This window comes from Undibacterium sp. CY21W (assembly GCF_014284265.1).
GTDB classification, from domain to species: Bacteria; Pseudomonadota; Gammaproteobacteria; order Burkholderiales; family Burkholderiaceae_D; genus Undibacterium; species Undibacterium aquatile.
In genome coordinates, this window is sequence record NZ_JACOGE010000001.1 from 426,899 (window position 1) to 453,199 (window position 26,301).

General features: G+C 49.8%; 24 protein-coding genes. 15 read left to right on the forward strand and 9 right to left on the reverse strand.

The window, feature by feature from the left end:
- Window positions 1-24 precede the first annotated feature (24 nt).
- The 6 genes from H8K29_RS01865 to H8K29_RS01890 all read left to right on the forward strand — a co-directional run bounded on the left by H8K29_RS01865 (window position 25) and on the right by H8K29_RS01890 (window position 4,153).
- Window positions 25-543: a hypothetical protein gene (locus tag H8K29_RS01865; protein ID WP_186896180.1), complete on the forward strand. Its 519-nt coding sequence runs from the start codon at window positions 25-27 to the stop codon at window positions 541-543.
- Window positions 544-643: 100 nt separating this feature from the next.
- Window positions 644-1,084, forward strand: coding sequence for a hypothetical protein (locus tag H8K29_RS01870; protein ID WP_186896181.1), 441 nt, complete (start codon window positions 644-646; stop codon window positions 1,082-1,084).
- 137 nt (window positions 1,085-1,221) lie between these two features.
- Window positions 1,222-1,641 (forward strand): hypothetical protein, encoded by a 420-nt coding sequence (locus tag H8K29_RS01875; RefSeq protein ID WP_186896182.1) that lies wholly within the window; start codon window positions 1,222-1,224, stop codon window positions 1,639-1,641.
- A gap of 159 nt (window positions 1,642-1,800) precedes the next feature.
- The gene (locus tag H8K29_RS01880; protein WP_186896183.1) at window positions 1,801-2,049 is read left to right on the forward strand and encodes a hypothetical protein; all 249 of its coding nucleotides are present in this window, start codon (window positions 1,801-1,803) and stop codon (window positions 2,047-2,049) included.
- Window positions 2,050-2,258: 209 nt separating this feature from the next.
- Window positions 2,259-2,843, forward strand: coding sequence for a transglutaminase family protein (locus tag H8K29_RS01885; protein WP_186896184.1), 585 nt, complete (start codon window positions 2,259-2,261; stop codon window positions 2,841-2,843).
- 500 nt (window positions 2,844-3,343) lie between these two features.
- On the forward strand, window positions 3,344-4,153 hold the full coding sequence (locus tag H8K29_RS01890; RefSeq protein ID WP_186896185.1) for a hypothetical protein: 810 nt from the start codon (window positions 3,344-3,346) through the stop codon (window positions 4,151-4,153).
- Between the two features lie 477 nt (window positions 4,154-4,630).
- Here the strand turns inward: H8K29_RS01890 and H8K29_RS01895 are convergent, their stop codons facing one another.
- A complete protein-coding gene (locus H8K29_RS01895) occupies window positions 4,631-5,248 on the reverse strand; it encodes a carboxymuconolactone decarboxylase family protein (protein WP_186896186.1) in 618 nt (205 codons plus the stop codon).
- Window positions 5,249-6,298: 1,050 nt separating this feature from the next.
- Between H8K29_RS01895 and H8K29_RS01900 the strand changes: the two genes are divergently transcribed.
- The 3 genes from H8K29_RS01900 (at window position 6,299) to H8K29_RS01910 (ending at window position 9,595) form a co-directional block, all read left to right on the forward strand.
- On the forward strand, window positions 6,299-7,351 hold the full coding sequence (locus tag H8K29_RS01900; protein WP_186896187.1) for a TIR domain-containing protein: 1,053 nt from the start codon (window positions 6,299-6,301) through the stop codon (window positions 7,349-7,351).
- A 149-nt stretch (window positions 7,352-7,500) separates the two neighbouring features.
- The gene (locus H8K29_RS01905) at window positions 7,501-8,115 is read left to right on the forward strand and encodes a hypothetical protein (protein ID WP_186896188.1); all 615 of its coding nucleotides are present in this window, start codon (window positions 7,501-7,503) and stop codon (window positions 8,113-8,115) included.
- 283 nt (window positions 8,116-8,398) lie between these two features.
- Window positions 8,399-9,595, forward strand: a complete 1,197-nt coding sequence (locus H8K29_RS01910; protein WP_186896189.1) for a hypothetical protein — start codon at window positions 8,399-8,401, stop codon at window positions 9,593-9,595.
- 291 nt (window positions 9,596-9,886) lie between these two features.
- On the opposite strand, the gene H8K29_RS01915 is transcribed toward H8K29_RS01910, so the two are convergent.
- The 5 genes from H8K29_RS01915 to H8K29_RS01935 form a co-directional block, all read right to left on the reverse strand.
- Window positions 9,887-11,428, reverse strand: a complete 1,542-nt coding sequence (locus H8K29_RS01915) for a TniQ family protein (protein ID WP_186896190.1) — start codon at window positions 11,426-11,428, stop codon at window positions 9,887-9,889.
- A complete protein-coding gene (locus tag H8K29_RS01920; RefSeq protein ID WP_186896191.1) occupies window positions 11,425-12,402 on the reverse strand; it encodes a TniB family NTP-binding protein in 978 nt (325 codons plus the stop codon). The genes H8K29_RS01915 and H8K29_RS01920 overlap by 4 nt, the downstream gene beginning before the upstream one ends.
- A gap of 4 nt (window positions 12,403-12,406) precedes the next feature.
- Complete coding sequence (locus tag H8K29_RS01925) at window positions 12,407-14,383, reverse strand: DDE-type integrase/transposase/recombinase (protein WP_186896192.1); 1,977 nt, start codon at window positions 14,381-14,383, stop codon at window positions 12,407-12,409.
- A complete protein-coding gene (locus H8K29_RS01930; RefSeq protein ID WP_186896193.1) occupies window positions 14,367-15,095 on the reverse strand; it encodes a TnsA endonuclease N-terminal domain-containing protein in 729 nt (242 codons plus the stop codon). The genes H8K29_RS01925 and H8K29_RS01930 overlap by 17 nt, the downstream gene beginning before the upstream one ends.
- Window positions 15,096-15,313: 218 nt before the next feature.
- Window positions 15,314-15,682: a helix-turn-helix transcriptional regulator gene (locus H8K29_RS01935; RefSeq protein ID WP_186896194.1), complete on the reverse strand. Its 369-nt coding sequence runs from the start codon at window positions 15,680-15,682 to the stop codon at window positions 15,314-15,316.
- A gap of 369 nt (window positions 15,683-16,051) precedes the next feature.
- Between H8K29_RS01935 and H8K29_RS01940 the strand changes: the two genes are divergently transcribed.
- The 4 genes from H8K29_RS01940 (at window position 16,052) to H8K29_RS01955 (ending at window position 19,859) form a co-directional block, all read left to right on the forward strand.
- On the forward strand, window positions 16,052-17,038 hold the full coding sequence (locus H8K29_RS01940) for a hypothetical protein (protein ID WP_186896195.1): 987 nt from the start codon (window positions 16,052-16,054) through the stop codon (window positions 17,036-17,038).
- Entirely contained in the window at window positions 17,031-18,173 is a 1,143-nt protein-coding gene (locus tag H8K29_RS01945; protein WP_186896196.1) for a hypothetical protein, read from the forward strand. The genes H8K29_RS01940 and H8K29_RS01945 overlap by 8 nt, the downstream gene beginning before the upstream one ends.
- On the forward strand, window positions 18,170-18,847 hold the full coding sequence (locus H8K29_RS01950) for a hypothetical protein (RefSeq protein WP_186896197.1): 678 nt from the start codon (window positions 18,170-18,172) through the stop codon (window positions 18,845-18,847). Before H8K29_RS01945 ends, H8K29_RS01950 begins: the two co-directional genes overlap by 4 nt.
- Window positions 18,848-18,935: 88 nt before the next feature.
- On the forward strand, window positions 18,936-19,859 hold the full coding sequence (locus H8K29_RS01955) for a hypothetical protein (RefSeq protein WP_186896198.1): 924 nt from the start codon (window positions 18,936-18,938) through the stop codon (window positions 19,857-19,859).
- A gap of 28 nt (window positions 19,860-19,887) precedes the next feature.
- Here the strand turns inward: H8K29_RS01955 and H8K29_RS01960 are convergent, their stop codons facing one another.
- Window positions 19,888-20,346 carry a hypothetical protein gene (locus tag H8K29_RS01960; RefSeq protein WP_186896199.1) on the reverse strand — a complete coding sequence of 153 codons (459 nt, stop codon included), beginning with the start codon at window positions 20,344-20,346 and terminating at the stop codon, window positions 19,888-19,890.
- 164 nt (window positions 20,347-20,510) lie between these two features.
- On the opposite strand from H8K29_RS01960, the gene H8K29_RS01965 reads away from it, so the two are divergent.
- Together H8K29_RS01965 and H8K29_RS01970 are read left to right on the forward strand one after the other, a co-directional pair.
- The gene (locus H8K29_RS01965) at window positions 20,511-21,125 is read left to right on the forward strand and encodes a hypothetical protein (protein ID WP_186896200.1); all 615 of its coding nucleotides are present in this window, start codon (window positions 20,511-20,513) and stop codon (window positions 21,123-21,125) included.
- A 114-nt stretch (window positions 21,126-21,239) separates the two neighbouring features.
- Window positions 21,240-21,953: a hypothetical protein gene (locus tag H8K29_RS01970; RefSeq protein ID WP_186896201.1), complete on the forward strand. Its 714-nt coding sequence runs from the start codon at window positions 21,240-21,242 to the stop codon at window positions 21,951-21,953.
- Between the two features lie 79 nt (window positions 21,954-22,032).
- Here H8K29_RS01970 and H8K29_RS01975 read toward each other — a convergent pair whose 3' ends face one another.
- Together H8K29_RS01975 and H8K29_RS01980 are read right to left on the reverse strand one after the other, a co-directional pair.
- The gene (locus H8K29_RS01975) at window positions 22,033-23,790 is read right to left on the reverse strand and encodes a UvrD-helicase domain-containing protein (protein ID WP_255423219.1); all 1,758 of its coding nucleotides are present in this window, start codon (window positions 23,788-23,790) and stop codon (window positions 22,033-22,035) included.
- On the reverse strand, window positions 23,780-25,840 hold the full coding sequence (locus H8K29_RS01980) for an ATP-dependent endonuclease (RefSeq protein ID WP_186896202.1): 2,061 nt from the start codon (window positions 25,838-25,840) through the stop codon (window positions 23,780-23,782). Before H8K29_RS01980 ends, H8K29_RS01975 begins: the two co-directional genes overlap by 11 nt.
- Window positions 25,841-26,301 lie beyond the last annotated feature (461 nt).

Sequence of the window (26,301 nt, forward strand, 5' to 3'; positions counted from 1 at the left end):
TTAAATCAAGTCAGGCGTCAGAGCATGGATCCACTCCAGGAGAAATTTGAGCGAGGTGTCGGTGATCGGTTCGCTTCGTGGATCAGCGCAGTGTACGGCGAACCATGCATATTTTTGCGAAGAGCGGATCGCGCTCCTGATCTCGTCTATTTATATCGAGGGAGCGAGTTGTTCATCGAGATCACTGCGGCCTACTACGACGAAAAAAAACACGCAGAGTTCCTTTGGAAAGGCGCGAAGAATGCGCCAGATGCTCCTGCAAGTTGGTTCGGTATAAATCCTGATAAGTCGCTTGCTACAGCCGTTATCACGCGAATCGCAGCGAAGGCAAAGAAAGCCTATGGTTCGAACACCGCTCTACTTATTGAAATACCGCCGGGTGTCACCTCGGCGGAGCGGCTTGAAGAACTGTTGTCAGCACAAATTTTGCCTGATACCAACTTCATAGGAATTTTCGTGGTTGGAAATTTTCCTTTGACTACCAGCAGTGCTGGCGGCTATCGGGTTCTTGCCCTCAAGCCTTTCTTGCACCATGCTGACTAATGAGCAGCATCAACTTATCTGGAGGGGAACGTAAATGTCAATTGAATGTATCCCACAAAACCGTAGTCAAAACCGGTCGTCTAGAGCGACGTAAGACATCATGAAATCTCTGCTTCCGCTCCTTGTCGTTGCTTTGGCATCTGTCTCCGCCTATGCAGAGGACGCACAATCTGCGTGCTCAGTTTCCTCTATTGTTTCATCTATCGATGGCATGTCCAGCGTTGTGACGACACCAGTACTTTCCGAGGTTGACCTTAAAGCGTCTCGCACGATATCTCTCTACGAACCTACGGGCGCAACGGATCAATTTATGTACTCCGCGCTGATCGACCGCAAGAACCAACAGGCGTGGGTTTATCAGTACGGCGGTTTTGCCGGTGTTTCCAACTGGTATGGACCGTTCAAGATCGATACCGTGCGCACTGAAAACTGCCCTCCGGCCAAAGGCTTCATTCCCTTAGCCGCGGCGTCGCAACAGCAGCGTGATGTACAACCAATCATTCCACCAAACCTGTCGCGGCGAGCCGCGCCTGCCCGGTGAATTCAAACGTCAGGAACTTATGGTCTTTCTCGCCATCACCGCATTTGGTCTTACCGAGGTAATCGCTGGCTCACAACCAGCAATCCAGCAGAGCCACCAATGGTGGATTACATATGACGTCCCACAGGAGTTCTTCGATGAAACGATCACTTAAAAACATATTCTGGATGCTCGTCGGGGCGTCCGTTCTCAACTTCTTTTTGGGTAGCTTGTTCGGTAACGTTATATTCGAAACAGGCCGCGTGATTATCGCCTTGGCTGGCGGCTGGTTGGTTGTTGCCGCAGCTGACCGCAACCTTTGGTTTGCCGCCGCAGTCGGGCCGCTGGTATTGTTGATTGATCATATTGTTCTCAAGGGCGGCTACTTTGTATTAGCGCATTTCTTTTTTCCTGCCGCTGTCGATGGGAAAGGGCTGATATCTGCCGCAGGCGTTTTAATGTCGTATGTTTTCGTGATGCCGATTGCCGCCGGTTGCTCATGGTTGGGTGGTTTCCTCGCTCGCAGGAAAAGCTCCGGTGCCGATGTGATGGCTTCGCCACTAAGCACAAAAAACTAAACCGTATTGCTGACATCAGGAATAAGCCAGCAAACGGCTATCCGGCATCTGAGGTTGAAGCGATGGGGATGCGGTTTAAGTTTTCTCATTTGCATGCGATCAGCGCCGCCGTCCGGATGCTACACTTCAGCAAGCAACACACTTATAAGGAGGCACCACATGTCCGTCGAAAAAATATACTGGTTTCCCGCAAAACGTTACGGCTGGGGCTGGGGTATTCCCAACGTTTGGCAAGGTTGGCTGGTGTTGTTTGTCTTCCTTTTGCTGGTAGTGGTCGGCGCTGTCGTCTTGCTGCCAACGCAGGGGCAATTGATATTTAATCTCTACCTCGGAATCATCTGCGCCGCGCTGATTGCAGTTTGTCTGCTCAAAGGCGAGCCACCACGTTGGCGCTGGGGCTCGCGCTAAGTCTGGTTCTGGTGCTGTTCGAGGCAAGCAAAGCGCATGTCGCAGAATGCGCAACCGACCGGTAATCAACGTTCACTATTCCGCAGACGTGCATCGCGATTGAGGCTCGCACTGCCTGCCGAACATCATCAGTGATAATCTAAAAATACGTGGCACCTTGATCGTGCATACAGTGTCGCGGCACACTCCTCATTTCATCAGAATTTTTTATGAAGCAATTTTTAAGTGCAAGCGAATACATCGATCTTGACCATCCCGCCGTCCGGCAAAAAGCGCAGGAACTCGCGGCATCCGCTGGCGCGACCAACACGCATGAACTGATACGCCACATCTTTCATTTTGTGCGCGATCAGATCAAACACAGCTCCGATTACAAGCTCAACCCCGTGACCTGTAAAGCGTCTGACGTGCTGCTGCACGGCACCGGTTACTGCTACGCCAAAAGCCACCTGCTCGCTGCGCTGTTGCGCGCGAACGGCATTCCGACCGGGCTGTGTTATCAACGCTTATCCGTCACCGGCGAAGGCGCGCCGTATTGCCTGCACGGCCTCAACGCCGTTTATCTGCCGGAACATGGCTGGTATCGGATCGATGCGCGCGGCAACAAACCCGGTGTAGCAGCAGAGTTTCATCCGCCGCAGGAAGCGCTCGCATTTCCCGTCATCGCACCGCATGAACGCGATCTGCCCGAAGTCTGGAGCGAGCCTTTACCCGTCATCGTCACCGCGCTGCGCAGCTACGACACTTACGATCAGGTGCTGGCAAATCTGCCCGATGTTCAGCTATACGCCTGACCCACCGCAAAGCGCATGACGCTGATGGCGTCAGCTGCGCCAACCGCGTCGTTTGCCGCAAATTTTGCCTGTTGAAGGACTAAATATACTGGGGGGAGTATTTTTAAACGTCCTTGTTTTATGCTGAGAATAAGGTGTTTTGGGCACATACTCCCCGATTTTTGCCAAAATGATCGTTTCAAAGCGGCGATTTATGTGCTGTTGTCAGCGCAGCAGAAAATACAAATCCGCAGCGCCATCCCAACCCTCGCTCCCACCATTCAAGCCTTTCCTATTTACGGTAGTCGACGCAGACCAGAACAAAGCAAACCAAATCAATCCAATCCAGCCTCAATGCAGTTACCGTTTTTCAGTGGCTAGGACATCATACTGGCACGGCAAGCTATGCCGGACTTCATCGAGGAATTGAGGGGGCGCGTTCATGGCGGACATACTGTGTACTTCATCGGTATAACGAAAAAGCCGATATCAGATAAAGACTTGCGACGCATTGGAACACGTTGCTCATTTTTCATCTATCTGATATTTTGCCATTTTGCACTTTAAAACAAGTTAGCCAACAAGAACAACAAGCCATGCATCCACTAAAAATAACCATTGTCTCCCTGGGTAGTTTGAAATACCCAGTCAACATGTCCTATCTGGAAGGCTGGAAGAGTCAGCTTATTAAGCTGACTCACGGAGCATCTGTTGGTCATCTGCCTGATGCCGAAGGTGAGAATTGGGAGTACACAAGCAGCCAGCTCAATTCACTTGTGCATGCAAACAACAATACAAGTTTTACAGTCGCGCTAATTAGTGCCCCCTTGGAGGGCAACTACTACATGCGGCGACTAGGAGACAAGGTCGCCGTCCTCTCGCTATTTGAAATGGCTGAGATTGTTCGCTTCTCAGACTTTACAGTTGAAAACTACATTCTCCGCAACATCTACGAACTTGCAGTCCTTTATGCAGCTAATGACGCGCTAATTCCGACTGACGCACATTCGTGGGCGCACGACGATGTTAGAGGTTGCCTGTTTGACATGAATGCAAATAAATCGGACGTCGTCTTTTCTTTACATCAACCAAAACTTTGTGACGCTTGTAAAGCTCGAGTTCTATCGAAGCAAGTATATTCTGGGTTTCTGCCAGCACTCTCCAAAGAACTACAAAAAATCAAAAAATCCCTCTATTTCCGCATGTCAGATTGGGTTAAGGCGCATCCTATTCTTGCTTTGATCGTAGCCGCGTTATCCGCAATTTCCCTTAACCTGATCGCCAGCGTTATTTTTGAAAAAGCCAAGTGTCTTTTCCCGTGGCTTGGCTAACCCATCATTCCACCGGACCTGCGCTAAAAGCCGCGCAGGCCGGTGAATTCAAACGTTAGGCCTTTTGATATGAGTAGCAAGCAAAGACGTATCCCCCCTGGCATGATAGTGGCAGCAGGTTTTTTGGTCGTTATTGGGACATCGCTTGCCATGTCTTATCTTGTCGCGCAAATCCCCTCGCAAGAATTGGCCTGCTCAAAACAGTGTGCAGCACGAGGTAAAATCGGAACGATAGTTTACGTTTACCCTGCAACCATGACAGTAGGAATGGGTGGTAAAGGTCCCCAGGAATGCCAATGTAAGTAAATGCTGTGTCTTCGCGCAGCGGCTTAAATGGTGGGAAAAGCCGACACCAACAAGCCTCGCTTATTGGTGTCCTCAGAGCTTTGCACGACTTGTTGTGGCGTACTTATCGGAACAAGAAGGGTGTTGACGCTCACTATTCAACACCCCATTTCTCACAATGACCAGACAGATTTATTCTGGAAAGCGGACGAGTTTTTTACTTTCTTTGGGCACTTGATATTGTGCGACATTGAGCTGCATCGCCAGCAAAGAATAATAGGCATTGATGCCAGTTAAATCGACGACGCCTTTTTTACCAAAACGTTTTTCGGCTCGCGCGAATGTGGCGTCCGAGACGCGTTTGTTTTTATGCAGCTCGGTTGAAAAATCATACACAATTTCTTCATCTGCAGTCATGCCGACAGGGCGAGTGCCGTCGGCGATGGCGTTGGCGATTTCTGGTTTGATGCCCATTTTCAGCGCGATCGGATAATGCACGTACCATTCAAAATCCTGCGTCCATTCGCGTGCGGTAATTAAAATTGCCAGCTCGCTTAAGGTATTGCCGATCGCCGAGTTGTAGCGCAAATAATCGCCCATGGCTCTGGCTTGCGTCATGACTTGCGGGCTGTGCATCAAGGGTTCAAACGGGCCAAACACGGGCACCTTACGCGTCGCCAAAAACTCTTCAGCGGCCTTCTGTTGCTCCGTCGTGTATTGATCGGACGGTATGGTCGGCAGCCGTTCAGCGGCGTAAGCGGAAGTCGAAATCAAACCGGCAGCGATACTGGAACAAAGTTTATTTTTCATGGAGTCTCCTCAGGCGTGTGAACGTAAAATCGGGTCAGATAAAAAGGCTCAACATCAGTCAACAAACAAACGCTTTGCATCAAAAATCGGCGGTCGATTTTTACAGCGGACAACGACGCTGTGGCAACATCCGCTGCGTTTGCAACAGCGTTCGAATAAGTGGTGAACTGAATACGAAGACTCATTATCCTTCAGCATCAGAATGCCTGCAGGGAGATCGAAAACACCGGCACCACCGAACGAAAACTACGCCGTTGCTGGTGATGTTTGCGTCAGCCACCACCACATTACCGCAAGCGCTGATTTGGTAAATGCTGGCTTTGCAAAGCGCCGCACGCAAATGCTCTGCGCCATCCAAATCGCTCGCTCCCGCTATTCAAGCGTCCCCTATTTCTGGTAGATGACGCAGACCGGAAAAAAGCAATCCATCCTCAATGCAGTTACCACTTTTCAGTGGCGAGGACGTCATACTCGCACTGCAACCGATACCAGATAAGGACTTGCGACGCATTGGAGCTCGTTGCTTATTTTTTATCGATCTGATATTTTGCCACTTTGTACTTTAAAACAAGTTAAAGGCCACGATGATCACCATCGAGACGCTGAACGAGTTCTACGCGGACACAAGGCAACTTCGAGCCGGCGGTAGGATGCAATTTGACATCGACGACGTATGCCGTTGGTCATTCTTCTTTGTGGACACTGACAAAGAAAAACTGAAGATGGTCGGTTTCTCGATGGCATGGGGTACAAGGTAATGGGTTTCTTAGAACCTAGGTCAGATGATGACGACCAAGATATGATCTATCTGCGAGCGATCGCGTTGAATTTCACTCTCTCGAATCTCTTAACAAGCGAAACCAAGAGCTCTGCGCAATTGCAAGGAGGTTTTGAGTACGGCATGGACGTAGGAGCGATCAATGGCTCCGAACCCTTCGGTCGAGAGAACAAACAACGGCGAGCGAAGTTCGCTCTCTCGTGCCAACGCACAGCCGCCGTTGTTTGCCTCTCACCTCAAACGTTAGACATTTCACTCACACATTACACAAGATGAATCCGCAAAGCAGAGCCAAAGAAGTTCATCGCCTAATAACGGCGTTCGAGCATCAAGCAGCCCAATTTCATGATTTAACATTTTCAATCGAATACATCGCCAAAGACCAAAACGCTTTTTCACGACCGATCAAGAAAAAGCATCACGGTATATTTCTCTGGCAATTCGTTGGTCTCTTGGGCAACAATGGCGACAATAAAAACCTCGTAAAAACATTAACAACTAGCGATCTAACGTGGGGAGTCCCCAATGCGGAGTTGACATGCCTTGGGATAATTGAAGGCGAAGCATTCGAAACATTTGTCGCAATGGCAAAGAGAGCGGGCTCCATTTTCACGAAAAAAGAAGCATACGAATTCAAAACAAGAATGCTTTCAGAGATAATAGAGGCCGAACGAGCCAAAAATCCAACAACAAAAGCGGTTGCTTCATCAAACGACAATCCGCTTGCTATCTGGCTAAACTTCTTGCTATTTTTTGTATCAAAAACCCACCCAGGGAGAGAGTTGTCACGCCGTATTGAACCTGACCCTTTCGCATTGTCATTGCTAGCATTGGAGTACTTCCAGCAGCAAGGCGAAGCAGGCAAGATGACAGCTTCGTTTGCAAGTCTCTCTGACATTCAATTCAAGGTAGCACTGTCGTTCCCCGGAGAGAAAAGAAGTTACGTTGAAGAGGTGGCTCGCAACTTAAAAGTGCATCTGGGCGAGAATTCCGTTTTCTACGACTTTGACTACCAAGCCTATTTGTGCCACCCGAGTGCCGACATAATATTGCAGAATGTTTACCATCGACAATCCGAAATTGTCGTTGTGTTTCTTTGCGCTGAGTACGCGAAAAAAGAATGGTGCGGCCTGGAACTTCGTGCCATACGTGACTTAATAAAAACAAAGCAGTCTGAGAGGATCATCATTGTTAAATTCGACGATGAACAAATCGATGGCTTTTTTAGCATCGACGGGTACCTTGACGCAAAAAAATTCTCTCCATCTCAAATTTCAGAATTTATTCTTCAAAACCTAAAACATGAAGGATCTCAGAGTTGCTGAAAATTACTCTCTTTGATTTTTCAGGCTTTTTTCAAGCTGATGAGGCATATAAGTAATACTGCAGTCTCAAAAGAAATGAAAATTCCCTACTTTTTCTCACAGAAACTGAGAAAATACCTGCCTTAGATAATCGCAGAATGTGATACTTCATGGATATCCTCACCTTTATTATAAAAATAGTTGAGGCAGCAGCTTGGCCGATTACAACGATTTCCTTAGTGTTATTACTAAAAAAAGAAATCGGTGCGCTAATACCATTTTTGAAGAAATTCAAGGCAGGTCCCTTGGAAGCAGAATTCGAAAGAGAAGTGCAAGAAATTCGCTTTGAGACAAATCAGAAAATTCCGTTACCCAAAGAAACGACATTATTGTCGCCCAAACTTAGAAAACTTCATCAACTCGCCTCAGTAAATCCTCGATCAGCAATTATTGAAGCCTGGCGAGAGGTAATATTTGCTGCCGAAAATTTGTTACAGCGATCTGGTGCTTTCAATGCGAATAATGGCGTGATGCTTCCTTACGAAGTTAAGCAAACACTTGAGAAGGCGGGTCTCTTAAATGTTGAGCAGCTCACTTTGTTCAATGACCTTAGGAAGTTACGAAATCAAGCATCTCACATGCCGAACTTTGAACCAACATCTGAGTCGACACTTGGTTATATCGATCTTGCCGTTCGATTGGCGTCAATATTGAACGAGACTGGTGAAGGCCACAGCACACCCACTATGTCAGAACATGGCGATTCTCAGTCAAAAACAGTGTGAGTCGTATAAGTTGTTATTTAACTTATCAGGATGTGTCATAGATAGCGATAATCGCCAAACCAACCCGGCGGTCGCTCAATGATGTACGGTACGGCGCTTAGTCACATAGCAAGTATAGCCGTTGTACAATACTAAGCATGTAATTTTGACACTAAATTATCCAGTGATGACAAAAACATCCATATTTTTTTCATGGCAATCCGACCGAAACTCGCTTACTGGCCGAAACCTTATCGAGAGAGCACTCGAGCGAGCAATTTCAAAAATCTCAAAAGATATAAATTTGTTTGAACCTGATCGAGATGGTGGGGCCTTAATACTCGACCGCGACACAAGGAACGTTGCAGGCTCCCCGCCTATAGTGGAAACTATCTTTAGAAAGATAGATTCCGCTGCTGTTTTCGTTCCTGATCTAACCTTCGTTGGTACCCGAAGCGATCGACGCCCAACACCAAATCCGAACGTCTTGATCGAATATGGATGGGCGCTCAAAGTTCTCGGGCATGGTCGCGTTGTTGGCGTAATGAACACCGCGTATGGCGAACCAAGCGGCGAGAATATGCCATTTGATCTTCGTCACCAACGTAATCCAATTACATATTTTTGCCCAGAAGGTGCAAGTGATGCTGTTAAAGCGGCAGCGAGGGATTCGCTCGCAAAAGACTTTGAAAATGCTCTTCGAGCAGTGTTTAGCAGTAAGGAATATCAAGAATTTTTGCCAGGCGAGATACCCACTCGATTGAATCAACTTCTCGGTCAAATCAATATAGATCGCCATGAAAAGGTTCGTCCGTCTCATGTTGCTCAGATGCTTGGCGAGGACCACGCAGTGGAAGTTGAAGGCTGGTTCCTTGGTAAGAGAACTCCGACGTTCACCAATCTTTTGGGCATCGCCGAATTATTTGGAGTAGAAGCCAAATGGCTACAGCACGGCGATGGTCATATTTATCCAGTGTCGAGCGAAGAACTGTCAAGGAACCCGATCGAAGCGGTAAATCGTTTATTGAGTTGGGAGGGAGAAGACGATAAGTTAGAAGAGCTACATTTGATTCGGGCAATGGATGATGCGGGCGGTTTGTATATAGTGAAAAAATCCAAGCGCCATCACTTTCGAATCTACCACACCCTAATTCATGTTTCAGAGGTGATTGGTGCGACTGGTGAGGCCGACTTGATGTCCCTTTTCGTCACATTGGAATTCTTGTATAAGCGCCGTATTGAGGGGGGATTCAAAGTTCCCGTCGTAGGACACCAAATGACGCGTGAGGATATTTTCGTATTGGTAAAAGGAAACACAAATCCTGGACTGTTTCTCAACAAAGGAAAATCTACGTGGTGGGAGGATATCTGGGATCGTCAAATGAACGGAAACGATTACTGGTCGGGCTATCATTCATTGCGTGACAGGATCGAGCGAGGTATTTCTACGAATGCACACCTTACACAATTGCGAGAAAATATCCGACGCGGGATGCAATGAGCGACTGCGAAACACTTACGGGCGACGCGTCATTGGCCATATGGAGTGCCTTGTTTGAGACCGCGGGTTGTTCGCCCAATGCCATCCAGGTACAAGATCACTTTTTTCAAACGAAACCACCGCTTGAGCTGAAGTAGTTGACGGATTGTTGTCTGTCGCGAATGACTACTCCTAAAAAGGAATTGGTTCGAGTCTCAATAAAATCAGACAGTGATAATCAAATCGACTCCAGTTTACTACACATAAGTAGCCAAGAGATTTCCTGCACAAAATTTACCTGGCTTCAAATTTCTAATTAGAATTAAGGTATTCAAAAGTCGGCGAACGATTTTCTTTCCACCAATCATTGAAATCAATTGTGTTAAAAGTCAATCCCGCAATTCCTCGATAAAACGAAACACTCCCCAACGTTGGTAATTTTCCGTTCAGGATGTCAGATATAAATTTCACAAATTCACTATCTGAAAAACCGTAATACTCCAAAATGCGATGTCCGAAAATATTTTCATCACTGCCTGCATGTGTACGTCCACGCCGATAAACCGAAAGCTGCTCTACGAATTGTGAGATTTCCAAACAAGAAAAATATGGACCCAAAGAGCTATTTTCAAACTTATGAAAAATGTGAAGTATCCCAGCGTTAACGAGTTCATCGACTCTTTCCTCGGATATACCAAGTAAATGTTTAGCATTTTTTTTTGTAATTTGATTTTCAAGATAATTGCGGGCCTTTTTAGCGGAGTCTTGCTCTATAAAAATGCAATCCGAGTTATTTCCCAACTTACCAAATCTACTAACAAGAATACCGTGAAACAGTAAATTTTCCATTTTCTCACTTGAAATATGAAATTTTTCGGTCACACTTTTTTTCGAAATGAAGCGTGGTCTTGCAATATCTTTTTCAGAAAATTTTTCAGAATCAACCGTTGAGCCATGCCAATGGCTGCACATAAAATCTGTATACGCCGATCTTAAAAACTCAAATTTTGGTGGCTTGAAATCACGCTGAATCATTTTAGCTAATCGTAAAAAGTCCTTTGGCAGCGCCGAAATTAACGGATTTTTCTGGGTAAATCCCGAATAAGATCTTAAAAATGAGTCGAACTCTGTTGGCCACTTTTCGAGCAACTGTGCGGTTTCAAATACTAATGCGTTCGCGTGTTTGATATCCGATGGCCTAAAATTTCTCTGGGTTGGTATTGATTCACTTTTATTGGCGTGGCTACCAAGCGTAAGTATTAGCTTTGCAATATCAAGAGTATCAATTTTTTCTAAAATGGAATATTGATGTTCACCGCAATGCTGATTGCTAAATTGTCCCGCGGCAGACAATAATTTTTTTTCTATGAATTGACAAAGTCGGTGTGTTTCTACATCACTATTCATAGAACTCATTTTGGCAAAAGAAGCACCACACAAACACTGGGATAAACTTCGTCTATTCCATGTCACTTTCTCTCCGCATATCGTGCAGTTCCCAAGCAGTTGAATGCGGTGCTTCGAGCAAGACACATAAAAGGAATATTCCCACACCCATTTCCAGATGGCTTCCTCTGCCAAACACATCGGGCAAAAACGAGATGTAGAACTCACGACATAAATTTGATGAATACCAATCGTATGTGATTTACCTCCGAGAAGACGTTGAATCCAACTCGGAACGCTACCATGTAAGGAGACGCCGACAAGCGGGCGCAGAAATTCTTCCAAATTAGCGACATCTTTAAACCACGTGACCTGTTCATATGAGTTTTTATCCGCAAGTCTCCGTAGAAAACCGCGAACACTCTCACCAGGCAATGGCGATAAGTGGAGTAATAAAGATGAAGTCATCCACGCCTACTTTTGAGTCTCGTGATAGTCGACGTATCGCCAGAAAATGGCTCTCCCTGTTGATCAAGGTGGCGGAATTTGAATTTATCATTGAAGGGATTAAGTACTCCAACCCCATCCCGCCATATTTCTTGAACAAAAGCTTGTTCTAATAAATGGCTATCTAATGAAATCTTATTTTCCGAAATCATTATTTCAAACGCCCCCATCAACAGCTTTTTCAAATATCCAATTAAACCGTTACATGCGAAATATATGCGTCGAGCCATGTCGACCTCCGCTAGTCCAGACGTTTTTTTCTTCGAAAAAGTGGTTTCCATTTCTTTCAGAAGAGACCGAAATTCGATTTCTCCATCTTCAGAGTCTATTGAGAATGCAGACAGCTCGAGACGGGTTGAAAATCGACGACGAAGCTGTTCATTCACATGCAGAATATTTTCACAACGGGGCAATCCCATGAGTAAACATGGGCGGTGAGCATCTTCGATAAATAATTTAAGCCAGTCCGCTACGGACTGCAATGATTGATTACGCCCATGATCATAAAAATGCTGGAACTCATCAAAAATAATTAATTGCACTTTGCATTTACGCATCAGGTCTAACGCACGTCTACGTTTGTCAGATGCTGTTCCACGATAAGAAATTGGATCACCCAAAGAGATCAGAATAGCTTCCGCCAGTCCCTTAAGTGTAGGCACAGCAGGCGTCTCTACGTACAATATGGGCATCACCATATTCCCATCTTGTCGACAGGCTGGGTAGAGAAATCGCAGGTAACGGGCAATCCAAGTTTTTCCCGCCCCCGCCTCTCCAACTAAAAGGGTGTGCCTAGGTTCTGCTCCGTGGACAGACACCTCCATCGCGTATTCAAGCCGCTTTATTACTTTAGCGAAATTTTTATGGGGAATTAGATGATTTTCACATTCTCTGAGGTGCGCGTAAAAATCATCATTTACATGAAGTTTTTTCATTGAGTCAATCCCGCTTTTTGCCAAGAACATGCATGTTAATTGACCCAATAGATGGCAGATCCTCACTACCTACTGACGATGAAAAACGCACGGAATTTTCTTTGATCTCATCTATGGCTGTAGGATCGGACTTTATTATGTCTTTTTGGTTCGTACCTATCCCCCTAAGTTTTCCTGATTTTTGACGGGTACGCTGTGACTTGCTATTCGCCATTTCATATACGAGTTCCCGAAGCTCAGCTTTTGCTTTGGCTAGTGCATTAATATCCACTTGGCCAGCATTTTTTTCGCGCACATGCTTGGAAAGAAGGTCATGTTGGACAAGATTTAAATCTCGCGTGTATTCCCGATTTAATGCTGGAACTAATATCGCAGACTGGGTAGCAGGATCAATGACGTGCACATATGAAAGATTACCAAAATAATGGCGAACATCCACTTTTATGCGAGGGCCATAACGTTTTCTGATAACGTGTAATGCTGAGTCGTTATAGCGAATATTGTTAAGATCAATTCCATAACTAGCAAGAACACGTTGAGACGTACGACCTAATGCAATGTCTAGGCGTTCTGGGTTTTGAAGTAACGCCGGGGGGTAAGCCGACATACCCTCATTCCATTTAACGTATGGAATTGCACGTATCCCGCGATGTATCGTTTGCGCATAAATATCCAGCATCCATTTGTGTAGATATTGAACCAACTGATCAAACTCAACTATTGCATCTTTTAGCGGATCATAGTCTTCCCGATGAAACCAACGTGCGAAACTACTCCCAGGAAGCATGCGTGAGAAACTGAAATTTACTGTTTTTAGATAACGTTCGATCGTCCCTTTGTAGTAAGGCTGACGTTTTGGGCAAAATGTAAGATGAGTTCCCATTTCCAACGCTACCCGTTCAAGCTCCGCGCCCCGGAATTCACTGCCATTGTCGCAAACTAAATTTTCAATAATTCCATAGCAAGGCCAATCAGATTCTACGGTTTTAAACTTATCTCGCAAATATGTCTTCGGCATCATTGCGTTACGCAGACACGCGAAAATAGACTCGATTGATGTTCCTTGAAAACCAATATGAATCCCGACAGGCATTTTTGAAAATACATCGATTGCCAAAGTAACAGTTGGGCGACCCAAGGGAAGATTTGTTTCTCGATCAATTACGAAAAGATCCAATGGAGTGTGGTCTATTTCCACTCTTTCCAAAATGCGAGTTGGATTTGGTCCGTTTCCGCTTGAGCGAAATTTCATTTTTGCGATACGAGGGCTATATCTAGCACACGTAGTCTCAAATTTATCTAGTTTTGCAATTGCTCGATAAACCGTTGCCCGACTAGGCATTTTTAGTTTCTCACTGCTAGAACGGAATTCGTTTTCCTTATTAACTTTATGCAAAAGATCGAAATACACTTCTGACACAGGCTCTCGCAATTGAGTCATATAAATTCTCTCAATGGATTGCTTCAAAAGAGTTTGAATTTCCGGACACAGTCGACTTCCAGATCCACCGCGTTGATCGAATCGATCGATTAATGCCCGGTAATCTCCTTGATTCCTGATGATTGCGCGATACCATCGATAAACAGAGGTACATGACGGAGGTTTTGCATCTTTTAACGTTACTGCGCAAGCTTCAATAAGTGGCTGCAATTTTTCTGGAGAAGAAGTGAACTCACCATAGTCAATTACAAATTCGACATACTTTTTTTTGCGAATCGCTTTTTGTTGAACAGCGTCTGGAAATGTGAAAAGCGCTCTGTCGGTAGTTTTTTCTATTTCTATTTTTTTATTTTCTGATGTGTTAACGAATATGAGTAATTTTTGCTCGTATTTCCCCAGCAGTTCATTTAACGTTGTGTTTGTTAGCGCACCGTCGACATCACTCTCTAGTTGTAATCGACCTTCTGATAACACACGACGAATAAGAAAATTTACATTCTCAATGGAGATAGTCGTACCAACCTTAAAAGAATAATTCATGATCGAAATTTTCCTTTGGTTGTATGTTTAATTTGGTATCTTCATTGACGACTTGTCGTAAGTCACAAAATAGAATTTGCTCGGCAATCAACCGCCATGTTGTGCATGGATCACCAAGCAGTGCCGTGACTTGCTTAAAAGTAGTTTGTGGTATTTTCGAGAGCTTTTCGATGAGTTGACGCCGTTCAAAAAGTGAAAATGACATACCACGATATTTCGCCATCAGTCCCAGATTTACGAGTAATTCAGCTTGCCTAATCTGGTGATCCAGAAAAATCCAGAAAGTAAATCCATATCGCAAATAATGACGTTCAATATTTTCAAACCGCATGCGTTCAACCGGATCAAGTAGTTTCTCGGCCGGCTTAACTTCTACATATTGGACTTCATTTGATTTCAAAGTTAATTCGAAATCAGGGGTATAGCGACGAATTTTTTCATCAAGAACATATTTGGTCGTATGGGGTTGTTCGCGATAGGCAGACACGCCATGCGAGAACTCAAAGAGGAGGATCGCATCACGTTCTAATTGACTCTCCCAATGAATCATCCGATTCATTTTGCGTGACGGAAATTTCCCGCGTACGTGTCCCCATGAATTTTTTACAGGTTCTCTTGCACGAATTGGGTTTAAAGATTTTGATTTATTTTGGGCGATGGGTAGCCCATTCGCAGTAGACGTCATCCACTGCGATACGATTGTTGCAGACATAAGTACCCCTTTCGCGTCAGTAAATTGACTCAAACATAGTCATTACAAAACGCAAATTGTCGATTGAGATTGGCGAGGGGGCTTGACCGCGGAGTGGAAGAGGGCGATACTTGATTTGCGAATCGGGGTAACGTCAGTTATTCCACATGCGGGACAAGCCGTTAAAAGTTTGTCCTGTTTGTTTTTCTCCTATCCATATTCAAATGTTTTCCTTGGTCTTATAGCTTTAAGACTTCGCTAATGGCGTTGATTTGTGCTGGTTTCAAATTAGTCACTGAATCAAATATCTTCCAAACCATTTCATATACACGCGGGTCTGCTTGTGCCGGCATGCTGTAGCGCATTCTTGAAAATTTGATTGATTCTTGCAGTGCAACCTTCTCTTCATTCGTTAATTTCGCCGCCTCTTCTAATTTTTTGACGATTGCAATTCCTGGTATTCCTTTACGTCCACCAGCAAGCGCACTCAAATACGATGGATCAACCCCGATCAAGTAAGCGAGCTCTTTTTGGCGCATCTGACGGGAGCGACATAAATCTTGAATGAAAACTGAAAACGGGGTCATTTTCTCGATTTTTAAGAACAAATTAATGTCCTAAATTTTATACTTATTCGGCTAAAATTGCGAAAAATTATTTATAATCAAATACTTACGTAGATTTTTAGTGATATTTCTAGTGAATAAATTCCAGATGAGTGGTGGATTTAAAAGCTAATTAATTTATGTCGCGTAAAGAGCAACTAGACACGGTGCAACGGCCTGTGCCAAGATATCTTGTTGGCAACAATAATGATGGGCACAATGTCCGGTAATAAACACGGATTCACTCAGTCTTATTTGAAATATAAAAATTCAAATGTTAGGTCACACGATGATATCGCTAACACCCATAGAAAAAGGTAACTGCGCCGACAGGACGCATGCCCAGAAAAGAACCGTACCAAGGGAGTGACGATGGCAGGTGAAACAATCAACAAAGCCAAAATGGCTGAAAAACTGTCAAAGGAAATTTTTGCTGAATTCCTATGGCAAAGAATGGGACCCACCAACCTGAATTGGCCTTGCGAGGACGAAGCTTCCCACAAGGTAAAAACGCATCCATCGGATGTCGTCTTTTACTATGAAGAACCCTATAAGCAGGCCAGGACCTACGTTAACTGTGACCTGAAGAGTTACGGCAAAGGTTCGATTACTGTCGGCAGCATTCGATCCGCGATTGAAAGTCTCGCGAGAGCGATTAGCTGCGCTGAAAAAAGCGATGAATTCCGGACCAATTTTTTGCACGACCACGTTTCGCCAGAAATCTGCGGCCTGCTGTTCGTCTATAACCATGACGGCGAATACGACAAGGACTTCAATGGGTTGCTGACCCAGATTAAGAACGAGAAACTCGATATCCCGAGCAAATCGAAAATCGTCGTGTTCGGACCAAGCGACGTGTATTGGTTGAACAACGTGCACCATGAAATTGCGTACATGCGCGGCAGCGCCGGCATCCTGCCAGACCGGGAGCATTGCCGATATTTTTACCCGCACCTTGTACGGCGTAAGAACGTTCAGCTTGAACACGCGAAGGCATGCACGCTGGAAATGCTGACCGCGCCTTGGATAGTGCTGTCATATACGGATCCAAAGAAGCAGAACAGAAAAGGCTTCGTCATTTTTTGCAGGCAACGGGGAACGTCCGTAGAAGAGTACTTGTACCTCATCGACTATCTTATGCACTACCAAGTCCTCGTGGACGGCACCGACGTGTTCGTCAAGACGCTGGACGCCCACCAGAGCGCAGCAGCGCATTTCGGCAAGGCGAAGGATCAGTATGTCGATGAATACGGCGGCGGCAGCGACATCAAGGAACGCTTGAACTCGATCCAGTTTTCCCAGATCAACGACGTGCGGACGAAATTTTCTGAACTTGAATTGGGGATGGACAATGGCTAAGAACACGCTGCTGTACTGCGCTACGGATAAGGAAATCTACGATGTCCTGATGTCATCGAAACAACGCATCAGCCCAGCCGTAGTTCTCGAACTGGCAAAGGACAGAGGCATCTTTTATTCGTCGAAGGACAGTCGAGAGACCTTGGTTGACAGCCTGTCGCTGCTGACTCATGACTACAACGACCTGAACATTATCCTGGACCAGCGTGAGCACGCCGGTCGCGCGGAGAAAATCACTTCGGTTACCCTCAATGCCGCGCTTACGATTGAAGATATCAAGGAGATAGCGAAAGAGTACATCGCCGATTCGCCGTCGGACGAAAAGGCAACATCGCATCAAAAGGGGACCGACCAGTACGTAGTCAACGTCAGGTACTCCGAAATCGATTATTCGAAGACTCGCCTGGTCCAGCGCACTCCAAAGGAAGCCGGCATCGAGTTTCACGTCGAAGGCGACAAGACGGTTGTGCGGATGCCCGCTAACGCGAAGGCGAGGGAAATCGTCGGCAACCTGAAGGACCGGCTCGATAGCAGGAAGAAAGCCGACATCCCGACAGAGCTCATCGAGATAACGGAATTTTCCACCGCAGCCAAGAGGACGCAGTTCTTCACGTCGCTGATCAGTTCACTGGATGGCTTCAAGCTCGACAACGTAACGAGCGTAAAGGTCGAGCCGATCAAGCGGGAGGTCGACGACGACGAGCTGGACCTTGAGGACGATCAAGGCAAGGATCTGGCAAAGCAGGAAGCATTGGCATTGGTTAGGAACGTAGCCCTCAAAGGAGAAAGCCTGCTTGCGTCCGAAGAGTACCAAAGCCTTCAGAAAAAAGGATTCTTCATCACGTCGATCATTTGGCGCTCGAAGCAAACGCAAGTGCCATATCCGATTGTCGAATTCGAAGCTGCGTTCGAAGATCCGGGCGCAGGAAAAGGTTTCAAGTATTCCGTGCGCGGGGCATTGAATTTTTCCGACGGCGAATACACGAAGACGCTGCGTCCGATTTCGACTGAAGACCGGCAGGAATTCCTGGCAACAATCGAACAGACCGCAAGTCGCATCATTTCGGAAATCCGAAAGGCAATTGCCGAGTCGGAGTCCACCGCCGTGCAGGCTTTGCCAGGAATACAATCATGAAACGAGTTCGGTGGTTGAAAGCTCATTGGCCCGTCACGATTAGAACGTTGGCCTCGAAAATGAAGACCCAGCTTTTTACCCCGGACAGTTTTGACGGGTTCGTAATCGAACGAGTTCGCGACGACTCCATCGAGGCCCACTACATCGAAAAGCTGAATTATAAAGAGACCGTTACCGATCCGTTCGGCAACGAAGAATCGTTTGACCGGATTACATACAGGCGAATTGACTTCACCCTCTTTTCCGAATTCCCGCATATTGAGCTGCGCGATGCTCACCGAAGCACGCGCGAATTCCTCAGCAAGATACTCGAACTCTGCAATTTCTCGGTTGCGGTCGAACCAGTCAACGTTGACCTTTTGCTGTGGGTCGAAACTTTGCAAAAACAATTGCGCAAGAAAGTGATTGTCGATTCGCTCCAAGTAGCCTTCCTTGAGATCGAACCAGAGATCAGCGCAAAAATTCTTCTGAAGGGCGGGAAAGACGTTCGGGAAGCTCTTGAGCATCTTTCGGCCAAGAGAAAATTTACGCTGGAAAAGATTCAGGTGAAAATCCCGGTCGACCACCTCGCGTTTCCCATCCATATGTCCAGCGCAGGTATCGCGAGGATCCCAGAAGAGCACATGAACGACTATATCCGTATCGTCCGCCAAAGTTTGGCGGCGCACCCTTAGATCGGGATACGCGAATGACGGGTGCCATTCACCAAACCGACATCAAATGACGACAACCATACTCCCCGTATAATCGCAAAGGAAGAAATTGGATACAGCCCGCAACAAGCAAACGCACGAACTGGTCGAAGCCGAAGAGCTTTGGAGCATGGAAACCGTCGATAGCGCAGCGTATATCTGCCGAGGTTGCCCCACGCAGGTATTCCCCGCCTCGTACGACAAGGCGAACAACAAGAAGCGCCCCTACTTCACGCTCGGGCCGGTCAACAAGCACGTAGACTGCGATGTCGACGGCGAGGAAAAGGTCGTCGAGCGGGCCAAAAAAGACCGCATCGGCACGCCAGAGGGATTTCCGCTTCCATTCCCGAACAAACTGACGCTTACCGACGAGCGCCCGGCGCAACCGGACGGTGACGAATTACAGGGCGGCCACGGCGACGGCAGGGCAAGCACCCGTGGCGCGAAAGACGGTACGGCGCCGCGCAAGCATCATGGCCATACCGTCAAGACCATACGGCCCGCGTGCCGCGCGTTCATCAATTTCCCATACGACCGCAGCACGCTCCCGCTGGAAATCCCCGGGGTGACGGGCAATACTTACGCGAAGATTTTCGAGTACCTGGGCAGCAAGAAGCCGGAGCACTTCAAATCGCCGACCCGGCTCTACTACGCCGCGATCCGCTGGACTGCGGCGCCAATCCCGGAGGAATCCCATTGCGACCTGACGCTTAACGCGGGCGAATGGGACGAGGAAAAAGGCGGGTACAAGGCAATGAGCCGCGTGCGCGTGCATTGGACCGAATGGAGCAAGTCGCGGCGCGACACATTCATGCGGGAATTCAACACGACGCGCGAGGAGGCGAAGGAGAAAGCGAAAACCAACAAGCAGGTCAAGGGCTGGATCTTCTTCGTCGGCTCGCAGGACGAGGCAGATCCCGGCCTGTTCCACGTCCACAACCACCGCCTGATCTGCTGCCTCGAAGCGGAAATGATATGGACATCGAAGAAATGAATGGTCGCGCCATCACCGTCCTGGATCACTAGCTCCAAGCCCGTGCCAACAGCTCCATAGCAGCCGGCTTGGGTACGCAGCCTACAGCGGCGGTATCAGGACAGTTGCCGATGGTTCTCGTTGACGACGCGCGGCCGTATTCCGCGAGATGCTGGACCTGACGCGGGAACGGATGCAGCTTGCAATTGAACTCGATATGTCCAGAAAGGGCGCCCTCCAGATCGGGGGCGTTCACTTTACGATTCCGCACTATCTGATTGGCGAGGCCGTCGGAAATGGGATTCGATATCTGAAACGTGGCGATCTCTCCCGGCGCGAATTTCTGTTTGCGCAGCACGGTCGCCTTCAACGCCGCGCTAGCGTACGAAAACTCGAATTCCGCCCGGTTCAACTCGACTTCGAACGGGGACAGGTTGATGACGTTCAGCCAAAGCTGGAACGATGCGGTTTCGCCGAGATCCACCCTCACCGATTCGTGGCGGGGCATCAGGTCGACGTACTGGAGCGCCGCGAGCCTATCGCGCGGAAAGTACCTGCGCAGTATGAACGGCGGAAGCCAGCGGATCCCTGCTGGAGCAGCACAGGCAGAACGAACAGCGCTGCAGCGAAAGGGTCCTAGAGATCGAGCGGGAGCTGCCGTGCCTGAGCGGCATGCGAAGCCACCAAGCGAACGACGAGCGGGTCGACCTCCTGAACACGTCGGTGTATGCGGACGCGGCGCACAGCATGGCCGCAATCGGGATGCAGGCACCGTTCATCGAATCGGTTTTCTACCAGGCGTTCCAATCCGCCCGGACCCACTTCGGCGATGCGACCGACCTGCTCCCCGAGCATCCGAGATGGAAGGCGGATCCGGAGGTCCGCTGGGACTGCCGATTCATTTGGAAAAATGGGGAAAAGAAGGGAAGTCTGATCGAAGGCATCATGCAGCTGTCCAACGCGACCGGACTGGAGGAATTTCTGCCGTCCGACCTCCGAAAAACGCTGGGCGCGGTTTTCGCGTACCGCAACAAGATGTTCCACCTTGGATTCGAATGGCCGATGGAAGAACGGGAAAAGTTCCGCGCGCTCATCGTGAGCGAGAAATGGCCGGATCACTGGTTCGCGTGGGCGACGAGCGATTCCAAACCGTGGGTATGCTACATGACGGACGCATTCATTTCCGAGTGCGTCGCGCTGATCGGCAAGGTATTGCATGCCTTGGGCGTATTCGCGGTGGAGAAGCTGCCGGGCGCAAGCGCTACCGAGAGCTGGCCGCCTGGCTAGTTTGAAATTGCGTACCACGCGATTGCGCAATGTCCCCCGAACGTTCGTCCGGTCCTTGCGACCGGTTCCAAGTTACTATACCATCCTCAAAACTTTAAACTGGAGTCATTCATTGTGGATATATCCGCTGCCGCTCTCGTACCTGCGCTAACCACGCTGGCAGCCGCACTCATTGCGGGTGGGATAGCCCACTCGAATCTGATCATTTCCAAGGAAGCGAAAACGTCGGAATTCAGGCAGGCATGGATCGATGCGCTGCGAGCAGAGCTCGCGACGTTCTTCGCCAGCACGCGGACCATGGCAAGGGCCGCGCAAGAGGCTCGGGCACACCATGCCCAGGAGGATTCCAAACTGCGCGAAGCGAACGCGAAGTTTCATATCAGCGGCGAAAAAATCACGGAAATCCGACATGCGGTAGCCGACACGTTTTATAAAATTAAGCTCCGACTTAATCCGCAAGAGCCGGACCACGTGCAACTGCTCAATCAGCTGGAAGCGCTTGCGGCAGCACAAAACTCCTACCTCGCAAACGCCGACGCCGATATCGACAGCATCTTCCAGGTGGCGCAGGACGCAGCAGACCAAGCGGCCCGGGTTCTGAAAGAAGAGTGGAAACGGGTGAAGGTGGGCGAGCCAGCATATCGTCGCGCCCTGCGATCCTCGTCTTCGCTTTTGCTTGCCATGGTCGTGATCTTGATGGGACTGATCGCCGTCATCTTCTTTGGCGATGGCCCAGCGAAGCCGAATGCTGCCGCGAAACCGGTGGCGCCGATAGCAACTCCGGTGGCGCCGGTCGCGCCGCCAAAGCCGACTCCGGCGTCCAAGTAGCGACCATTCGATTCGTTATTTGCCCGGCCAACCAGCCCTTGCACGGACGGCTGGCTGCGCAGGCACGCGCGACCAGGCGCTAGGGGCCGAACGAATGAACGTTGCCCTCCCCGAACAGCGAGGACAGCTTCGCCAATGCCACCGCCGACAGCCGCTGGGTGAACAGCACGGCAAGGCGCTTCTTGGGGCGCGAAAAGGCTACGTAGAACAGGTTCCTGTTTCGCTCGAACCCCGTGCGATCCGCCGGTACGCTTGCTGGGTTCTGGAGCCATTCGAGCAGCTGGTTGAAATTGTAGTGGTTCCATCCCCGTCCCGCGACCACCAGCACGTTCTCGAATTCGGCGCCTTTTACGCCGTGCTTGGTCGAGAACGGCGTATGGTCGTCGACGAACCGCGAAAGCGCGATCACCTGCTGGTACGGAACGGCCCGCAGGTTCCGCAGGCGGCTGATGGTCGACGGTTCCTCCGCCCCGGCCTCGGCCACCCATTCCGCAAGCTCGCGTTCCCGGCGTTCGACTGCGTCCGGAAGGCGCGGGCGCCTGGTCGCCTTTAAGTGGTCGAGCACGTCGCCAGCGGTGCCGGTCGCCCGCAGGTCGACCAGCGCGGACATGTCGCGGATCCATTGCGCCTTTTGCTCGTACGAGCGGATGATCGGCGTCCTGGTATCCAGGGCGGCGAACATCTCGCCGAACCGTCCGGCCTCGTAGGCGACGCTGACCGGCTCGACGACTTCGAGCAGGAACTTGATGTGCCGATCTTCCTTCTTGACGAACGACTCGTTCCGCGAAAACACCTTGGCAATCTTGTCATATCCCTGCTCCGCAGCAAGCACGTTGTGCGTGAGCATGAGGATTTTCGTCTTGTCGGCCGAAAAATCCCACCCTTCGTCCTCCAGCTTGGCCCGCAACGCCTCAAGATGGGCATGCGCGGCGTCGGCCGGCAGGTCGTCTGTCCAATGGCCTCCGCCCTGTCCGGTACGCCGCGTACCCACCCAGTCGTTCGTATGGAACGCTACCGCTACCCCTTCGCTATCGGGATCGGCGCAGGCCTGGGGCAATTCCGGACGCATGCGATTGAGGACGTCGACCACCGGCTGCACCGACCGGAAATTCGCTTTCTGTTCAATGACGACCAGATCCGGATGCTCGATCTTCCCGCTGCCTTCCGCGTAAATCTTCTGCCAGTGGTCGCCGAAAAATCCGATCAGGGGGCTTTCGACTTTTCCAAGGAAGTGCTCCCGCAAGGCGTCGACGAAGTCCTTGTCCGTGTCCTGGTATTCGTCGATGAAAAGGACGGGGTAGCGCGCCACGAGCAGCCGGCGGAACTTCGGCTGTCCGATGAGCCGTACGGTGAACGCGAGCACGTCGTCGTGGTGCAGCGAGATCTTGCTGTCTTCCGGCTTCGCCGAAGGGAAGCCCAGTTCGTACTCGATTTCCCTGTCCGCGACGCCGCGGCCCTCGTCGAGCCGTTCTTTCCAATTCGGCAGGTTCGGCAGCTCGCTCTTCAGGAACGGCTGGAAGTCCTTGATCAGGGACCAGCAGAAAGCGTGGATGGTCGAGGATACGACGGCAGGATGGCTGTCGATACGCGATTTGATTTCGTCGCTGGCCACATTCGTATAGGTGATGCATGCGATCTTCCCGTTACGGCGCGCCAGGTCGCTTCCGCGTTTCTTGATCAGGTAGCGCAGTGCTTCGACGAGCGAATAGGTCTTTCCCGAACCAGCGCCGGCTTCGAGCAGGAAGCTCTTCCTGCCATCAAGGCACTCGAAAATCATGCCGAGGGACTTCTCGGCGGCTTCCTTCGCGGGATTCGCTGCGGCGGCTTTATTTGCCAAGGGCGGCCTCTTTAGGAATAGCGACTTCGACTTTCACTTCGGCCGGGGCCGAACCTGCTTCCGGCGGCATTCCGACGCCGGCAAGCCACGCAAGGCCTTCGGCGACGTAGCGGGGCACGGCCCACTCGCCATCCTCTATCGCGTATTTCAGCGCGAACGCCGATTTTTTCAGGCCGGTCGCGCCATCCCAGGCGGACTGTTCAGGATCCGCGCCGCCGATGGCGAATTTCGCGGCGTTGGCGAGCATGAAGGCGTCCTCGAAACTGCGCCCGCACGGCTGCCTGTCCTTTTCCGGCACCTGGTAGGCGATCCGACGGATCCCGCTGATCTTATCCTCCGGTTTCTTCGCAATCAGGTCCTTCGGTACGGTCCCAACCTTGCCGAACCACGCCTTGATGCACGCATTGCTGGTCCCCGTCCCGTCGGATGCCTTGCAGGCCTTCCCGTCGTTGGCAGCATTGACCGTATCGAGGTCGGTAACGATCAGTGCGGGCAGCTCCAGGAAATCGAGCAGCTTGAAAAAGACGTGCGCATACGCGCCGCCCACTTCCAGCACAGCCACGTATTGGCTGCCGAGCCGCGTGTTCGCGGGCAGGCCCGCGTCGCATTTCTCCGTCATCCTCGGCAGCAGCAAGCGTTCGGTCGTGCCCTCGATCAGGATCACCTTGTCGGCAAACAGGAGGTCGCAGCGAGTCTGGCTCATGTACTGGTGGAGGAACGCGTTGTCCGCGTCGGCCTTGTCGCCGAAATCCCGCTTCAGGTCCTTGATCTTGCTGCTGAACGAATTGGCCGCGACGGGATCTGCCGCAGACAGGAAATACCTGACCGCGTCGAACGACGCCTTGTTCGCCATGTGTGACGAGTGCGTACTCACCACGAACTGGACCGGCCAGAGCTGGTCGCCTCCCGCAATGTTCGCGAATACCTGCGCGATCTCGCTCAGCTTCTGGATGAAGACCTCCTGCATCTGCGGGTGCAAGTGGGCTTCCGGTTCCTCGATGAACACGATATGCACGGCAGGGGAAGTTGGCTTCGCCCTGAACGCCTTGAACGCCTCGAAGAGTTTCAGCAAAATGAAGATGAGGTTGCGCGCGCCTAGGCCGTTGTACGCTTCGGGCAGGTGGACCCCGTTTACGCCGGAATAGCGGATCCGCGTATGGTCCTTCAGCAGCAGTTCCACGTCCAGCTGCGTTTCGGTACGCAATTTTGGATCCGGCAGCCTGTAGCCGAAAAGACTGAACGCTGGAAGGAGGTTGGCCAGCTGGCCATTGAAGCTCTTGTCGATGCTGCCCTGCACTTCCTTGACCGCAGCCTTCAGCTCGGCAACGGTCTTGCGGTCGCTTTCGGCAGCCGATTCCGAATCGGCGGTCGCGAACAGGGCGCTCAGTATCTTGCCAAGCGAGTCGTTGTCCTTGTGCGTAGTGTCGTCAAGGCCGCGATGGGCGGTAATGAGGTCGCCCTGGATGAGAGCCCTAAGCCTCGACCATTCCAACGGCTTGCGGTTGGTGGCGTCGTTCGGATCGATGGCCACGAGGCAGCACTTGTAATGGCTCGGAACCAGATCCTTCATCGCTTCGAAGAAGGCGACCTGCTGCTGTTCCTTGCCGGCCTTGGCGTCCAGCCCGACGGCATCGAAAAAGGGCATGAGCTTGCCGTCTTCTAGTTCATAGCGGATGTAGATGCGCGCTTCGACGCAATCCGGATTGAGGTCGACTATGAAATTCCCCAACAATCCGAGGTCGGCGGCCGCCTTGTCGTATTCGACCGTCAGGGCGACCTCGATGACCGGCAACGCCGCCCGTACCTCGGGCTCCTCCTTCCCCGCACTGGCGAGTTCGAAAGCCTCCCAGAATTTCGCGTGCGCCCCGAGGGAAAAATCCTCCAGGCGGAAATTGGCCGAGTTTTCCAGAAGAAGCCTGCGGAACAGTTCCGCGAGTGACGTCTTGCCACTGTTGTTGCGGCCGACGATCAAGGTCGTTCGCGCTTCAAGAAACAGCTCCACGTTCTTGAGCAGTCGGAAATTTTTGACCTCGATCTTCTTGATTTGCATGGTACCTCGCAGGGAATTGGGACGTGTCTGGATCAACCTCGCTGTCCGGGCGCTCGGCTTCCGACGCGTCGAAAGCTAGTTTCCCACAGGATACTCCATAGGACGGGGAAGTAAAAGGAAAGCAAGGTCCGCTTGGTTTAGCTATCCAGACAGGAACCTGCGCCATTGTGATGCCAGAAACTCTGGAAAGCGATATCGATTGCACAACAATCTCGATTCGTTGCTCCAATACAACCAACGCTTGCATTAATCATTCGAGCGAGACGTCCTGAAGTTAGCAACGGCGAGCTTTTGAAACTTTGGGCTGTGTCATGCCCATGATTAAACATGCCAGTTCTTTATACACTCGATATTCATCTTGAAAAGTCTGGACATCCTTGAACAGAACCAGATGCACGAAAAGCATTTTGGCAATGCCGGGGACAATTTCCTCGAAGCTTGCTGTCGGATTGTTTCGGCCG

Excerpts from the sequence above, each read along its gene's own strand:
- H8K29_RS01865 (WP_186896180.1), top strand. The coding sequence starts at position 25 with ATGGATCCACTCCAGGAGAAATTTGAGCGAGGTGTCGGTGATCGGTTC.
- H8K29_RS01870 (WP_186896181.1), top strand. The coding sequence starts at position 644 with ATGAAATCTCTGCTTCCGCTCCTTGTCGTTGCTTTGGCATCTGTCTCC.
- H8K29_RS01875 (WP_186896182.1), top strand. The coding sequence starts at position 1,222 with ATGAAACGATCACTTAAAAACATATTCTGGATGCTCGTCGGGGCGTCC.
- H8K29_RS01880 (WP_186896183.1), top strand. The coding sequence starts at position 1,801 with ATGTCCGTCGAAAAAATATACTGGTTTCCCGCAAAACGTTACGGCTGG.
- H8K29_RS01885 (WP_186896184.1), top strand. The coding sequence starts at position 2,259 with ATGAAGCAATTTTTAAGTGCAAGCGAATACATCGATCTTGACCATCCC.
- H8K29_RS01895 (WP_186896186.1), bottom strand. The coding sequence starts at position 5,248 with ATGAAAAATAAACTTTGTTCCAGTATCGCTGCCGGTTTGATTTCGACT.
- H8K29_RS01900 (WP_186896187.1), top strand. The coding sequence starts at position 6,299 with ATGAATCCGCAAAGCAGAGCCAAAGAAGTTCATCGCCTAATAACGGCG.
- H8K29_RS01905 (WP_186896188.1), top strand. The coding sequence starts at position 7,501 with ATGGATATCCTCACCTTTATTATAAAAATAGTTGAGGCAGCAGCTTGG.
- H8K29_RS01915 (WP_186896190.1), bottom strand. The coding sequence starts at position 11,428 with ATGACTTCATCTTTATTACTCCACTTATCGCCATTGCCTGGTGAGAGT.
- H8K29_RS01920 (WP_186896191.1), bottom strand. The coding sequence starts at position 12,402 with ATGAAAAAACTTCATGTAAATGATGATTTTTACGCGCACCTCAGAGAA.
- H8K29_RS01925 (WP_186896192.1), bottom strand. The coding sequence starts at position 14,383 with ATGAATTATTCTTTTAAGGTTGGTACGACTATCTCCATTGAGAATGTA.
- H8K29_RS01930 (WP_186896193.1), bottom strand. The coding sequence starts at position 15,095 with ATGTCTGCAACAATCGTATCGCAGTGGATGACGTCTACTGCGAATGGG.
- H8K29_RS01940 (WP_186896195.1), top strand. The coding sequence starts at position 16,052 with ATGGCAGGTGAAACAATCAACAAAGCCAAAATGGCTGAAAAACTGTCA.
- H8K29_RS01945 (WP_186896196.1), top strand. The coding sequence starts at position 17,031 with ATGGCTAAGAACACGCTGCTGTACTGCGCTACGGATAAGGAAATCTAC.
- H8K29_RS01950 (WP_186896197.1), top strand. The coding sequence starts at position 18,170 with ATGAAACGAGTTCGGTGGTTGAAAGCTCATTGGCCCGTCACGATTAGA.
- H8K29_RS01960 (WP_186896199.1), bottom strand. The coding sequence starts at position 20,346 with ATGCCCCGCCACGAATCGGTGAGGGTGGATCTCGGCGAAACCGCATCG.
- H8K29_RS01965 (WP_186896200.1), top strand. The coding sequence starts at position 20,511 with ATGCGAAGCCACCAAGCGAACGACGAGCGGGTCGACCTCCTGAACACG.
- H8K29_RS01980 (WP_186896202.1), bottom strand. The coding sequence starts at position 25,840 with ATGCAAATCAAGAAGATCGAGGTCAAAAATTTCCGACTGCTCAAGAAC.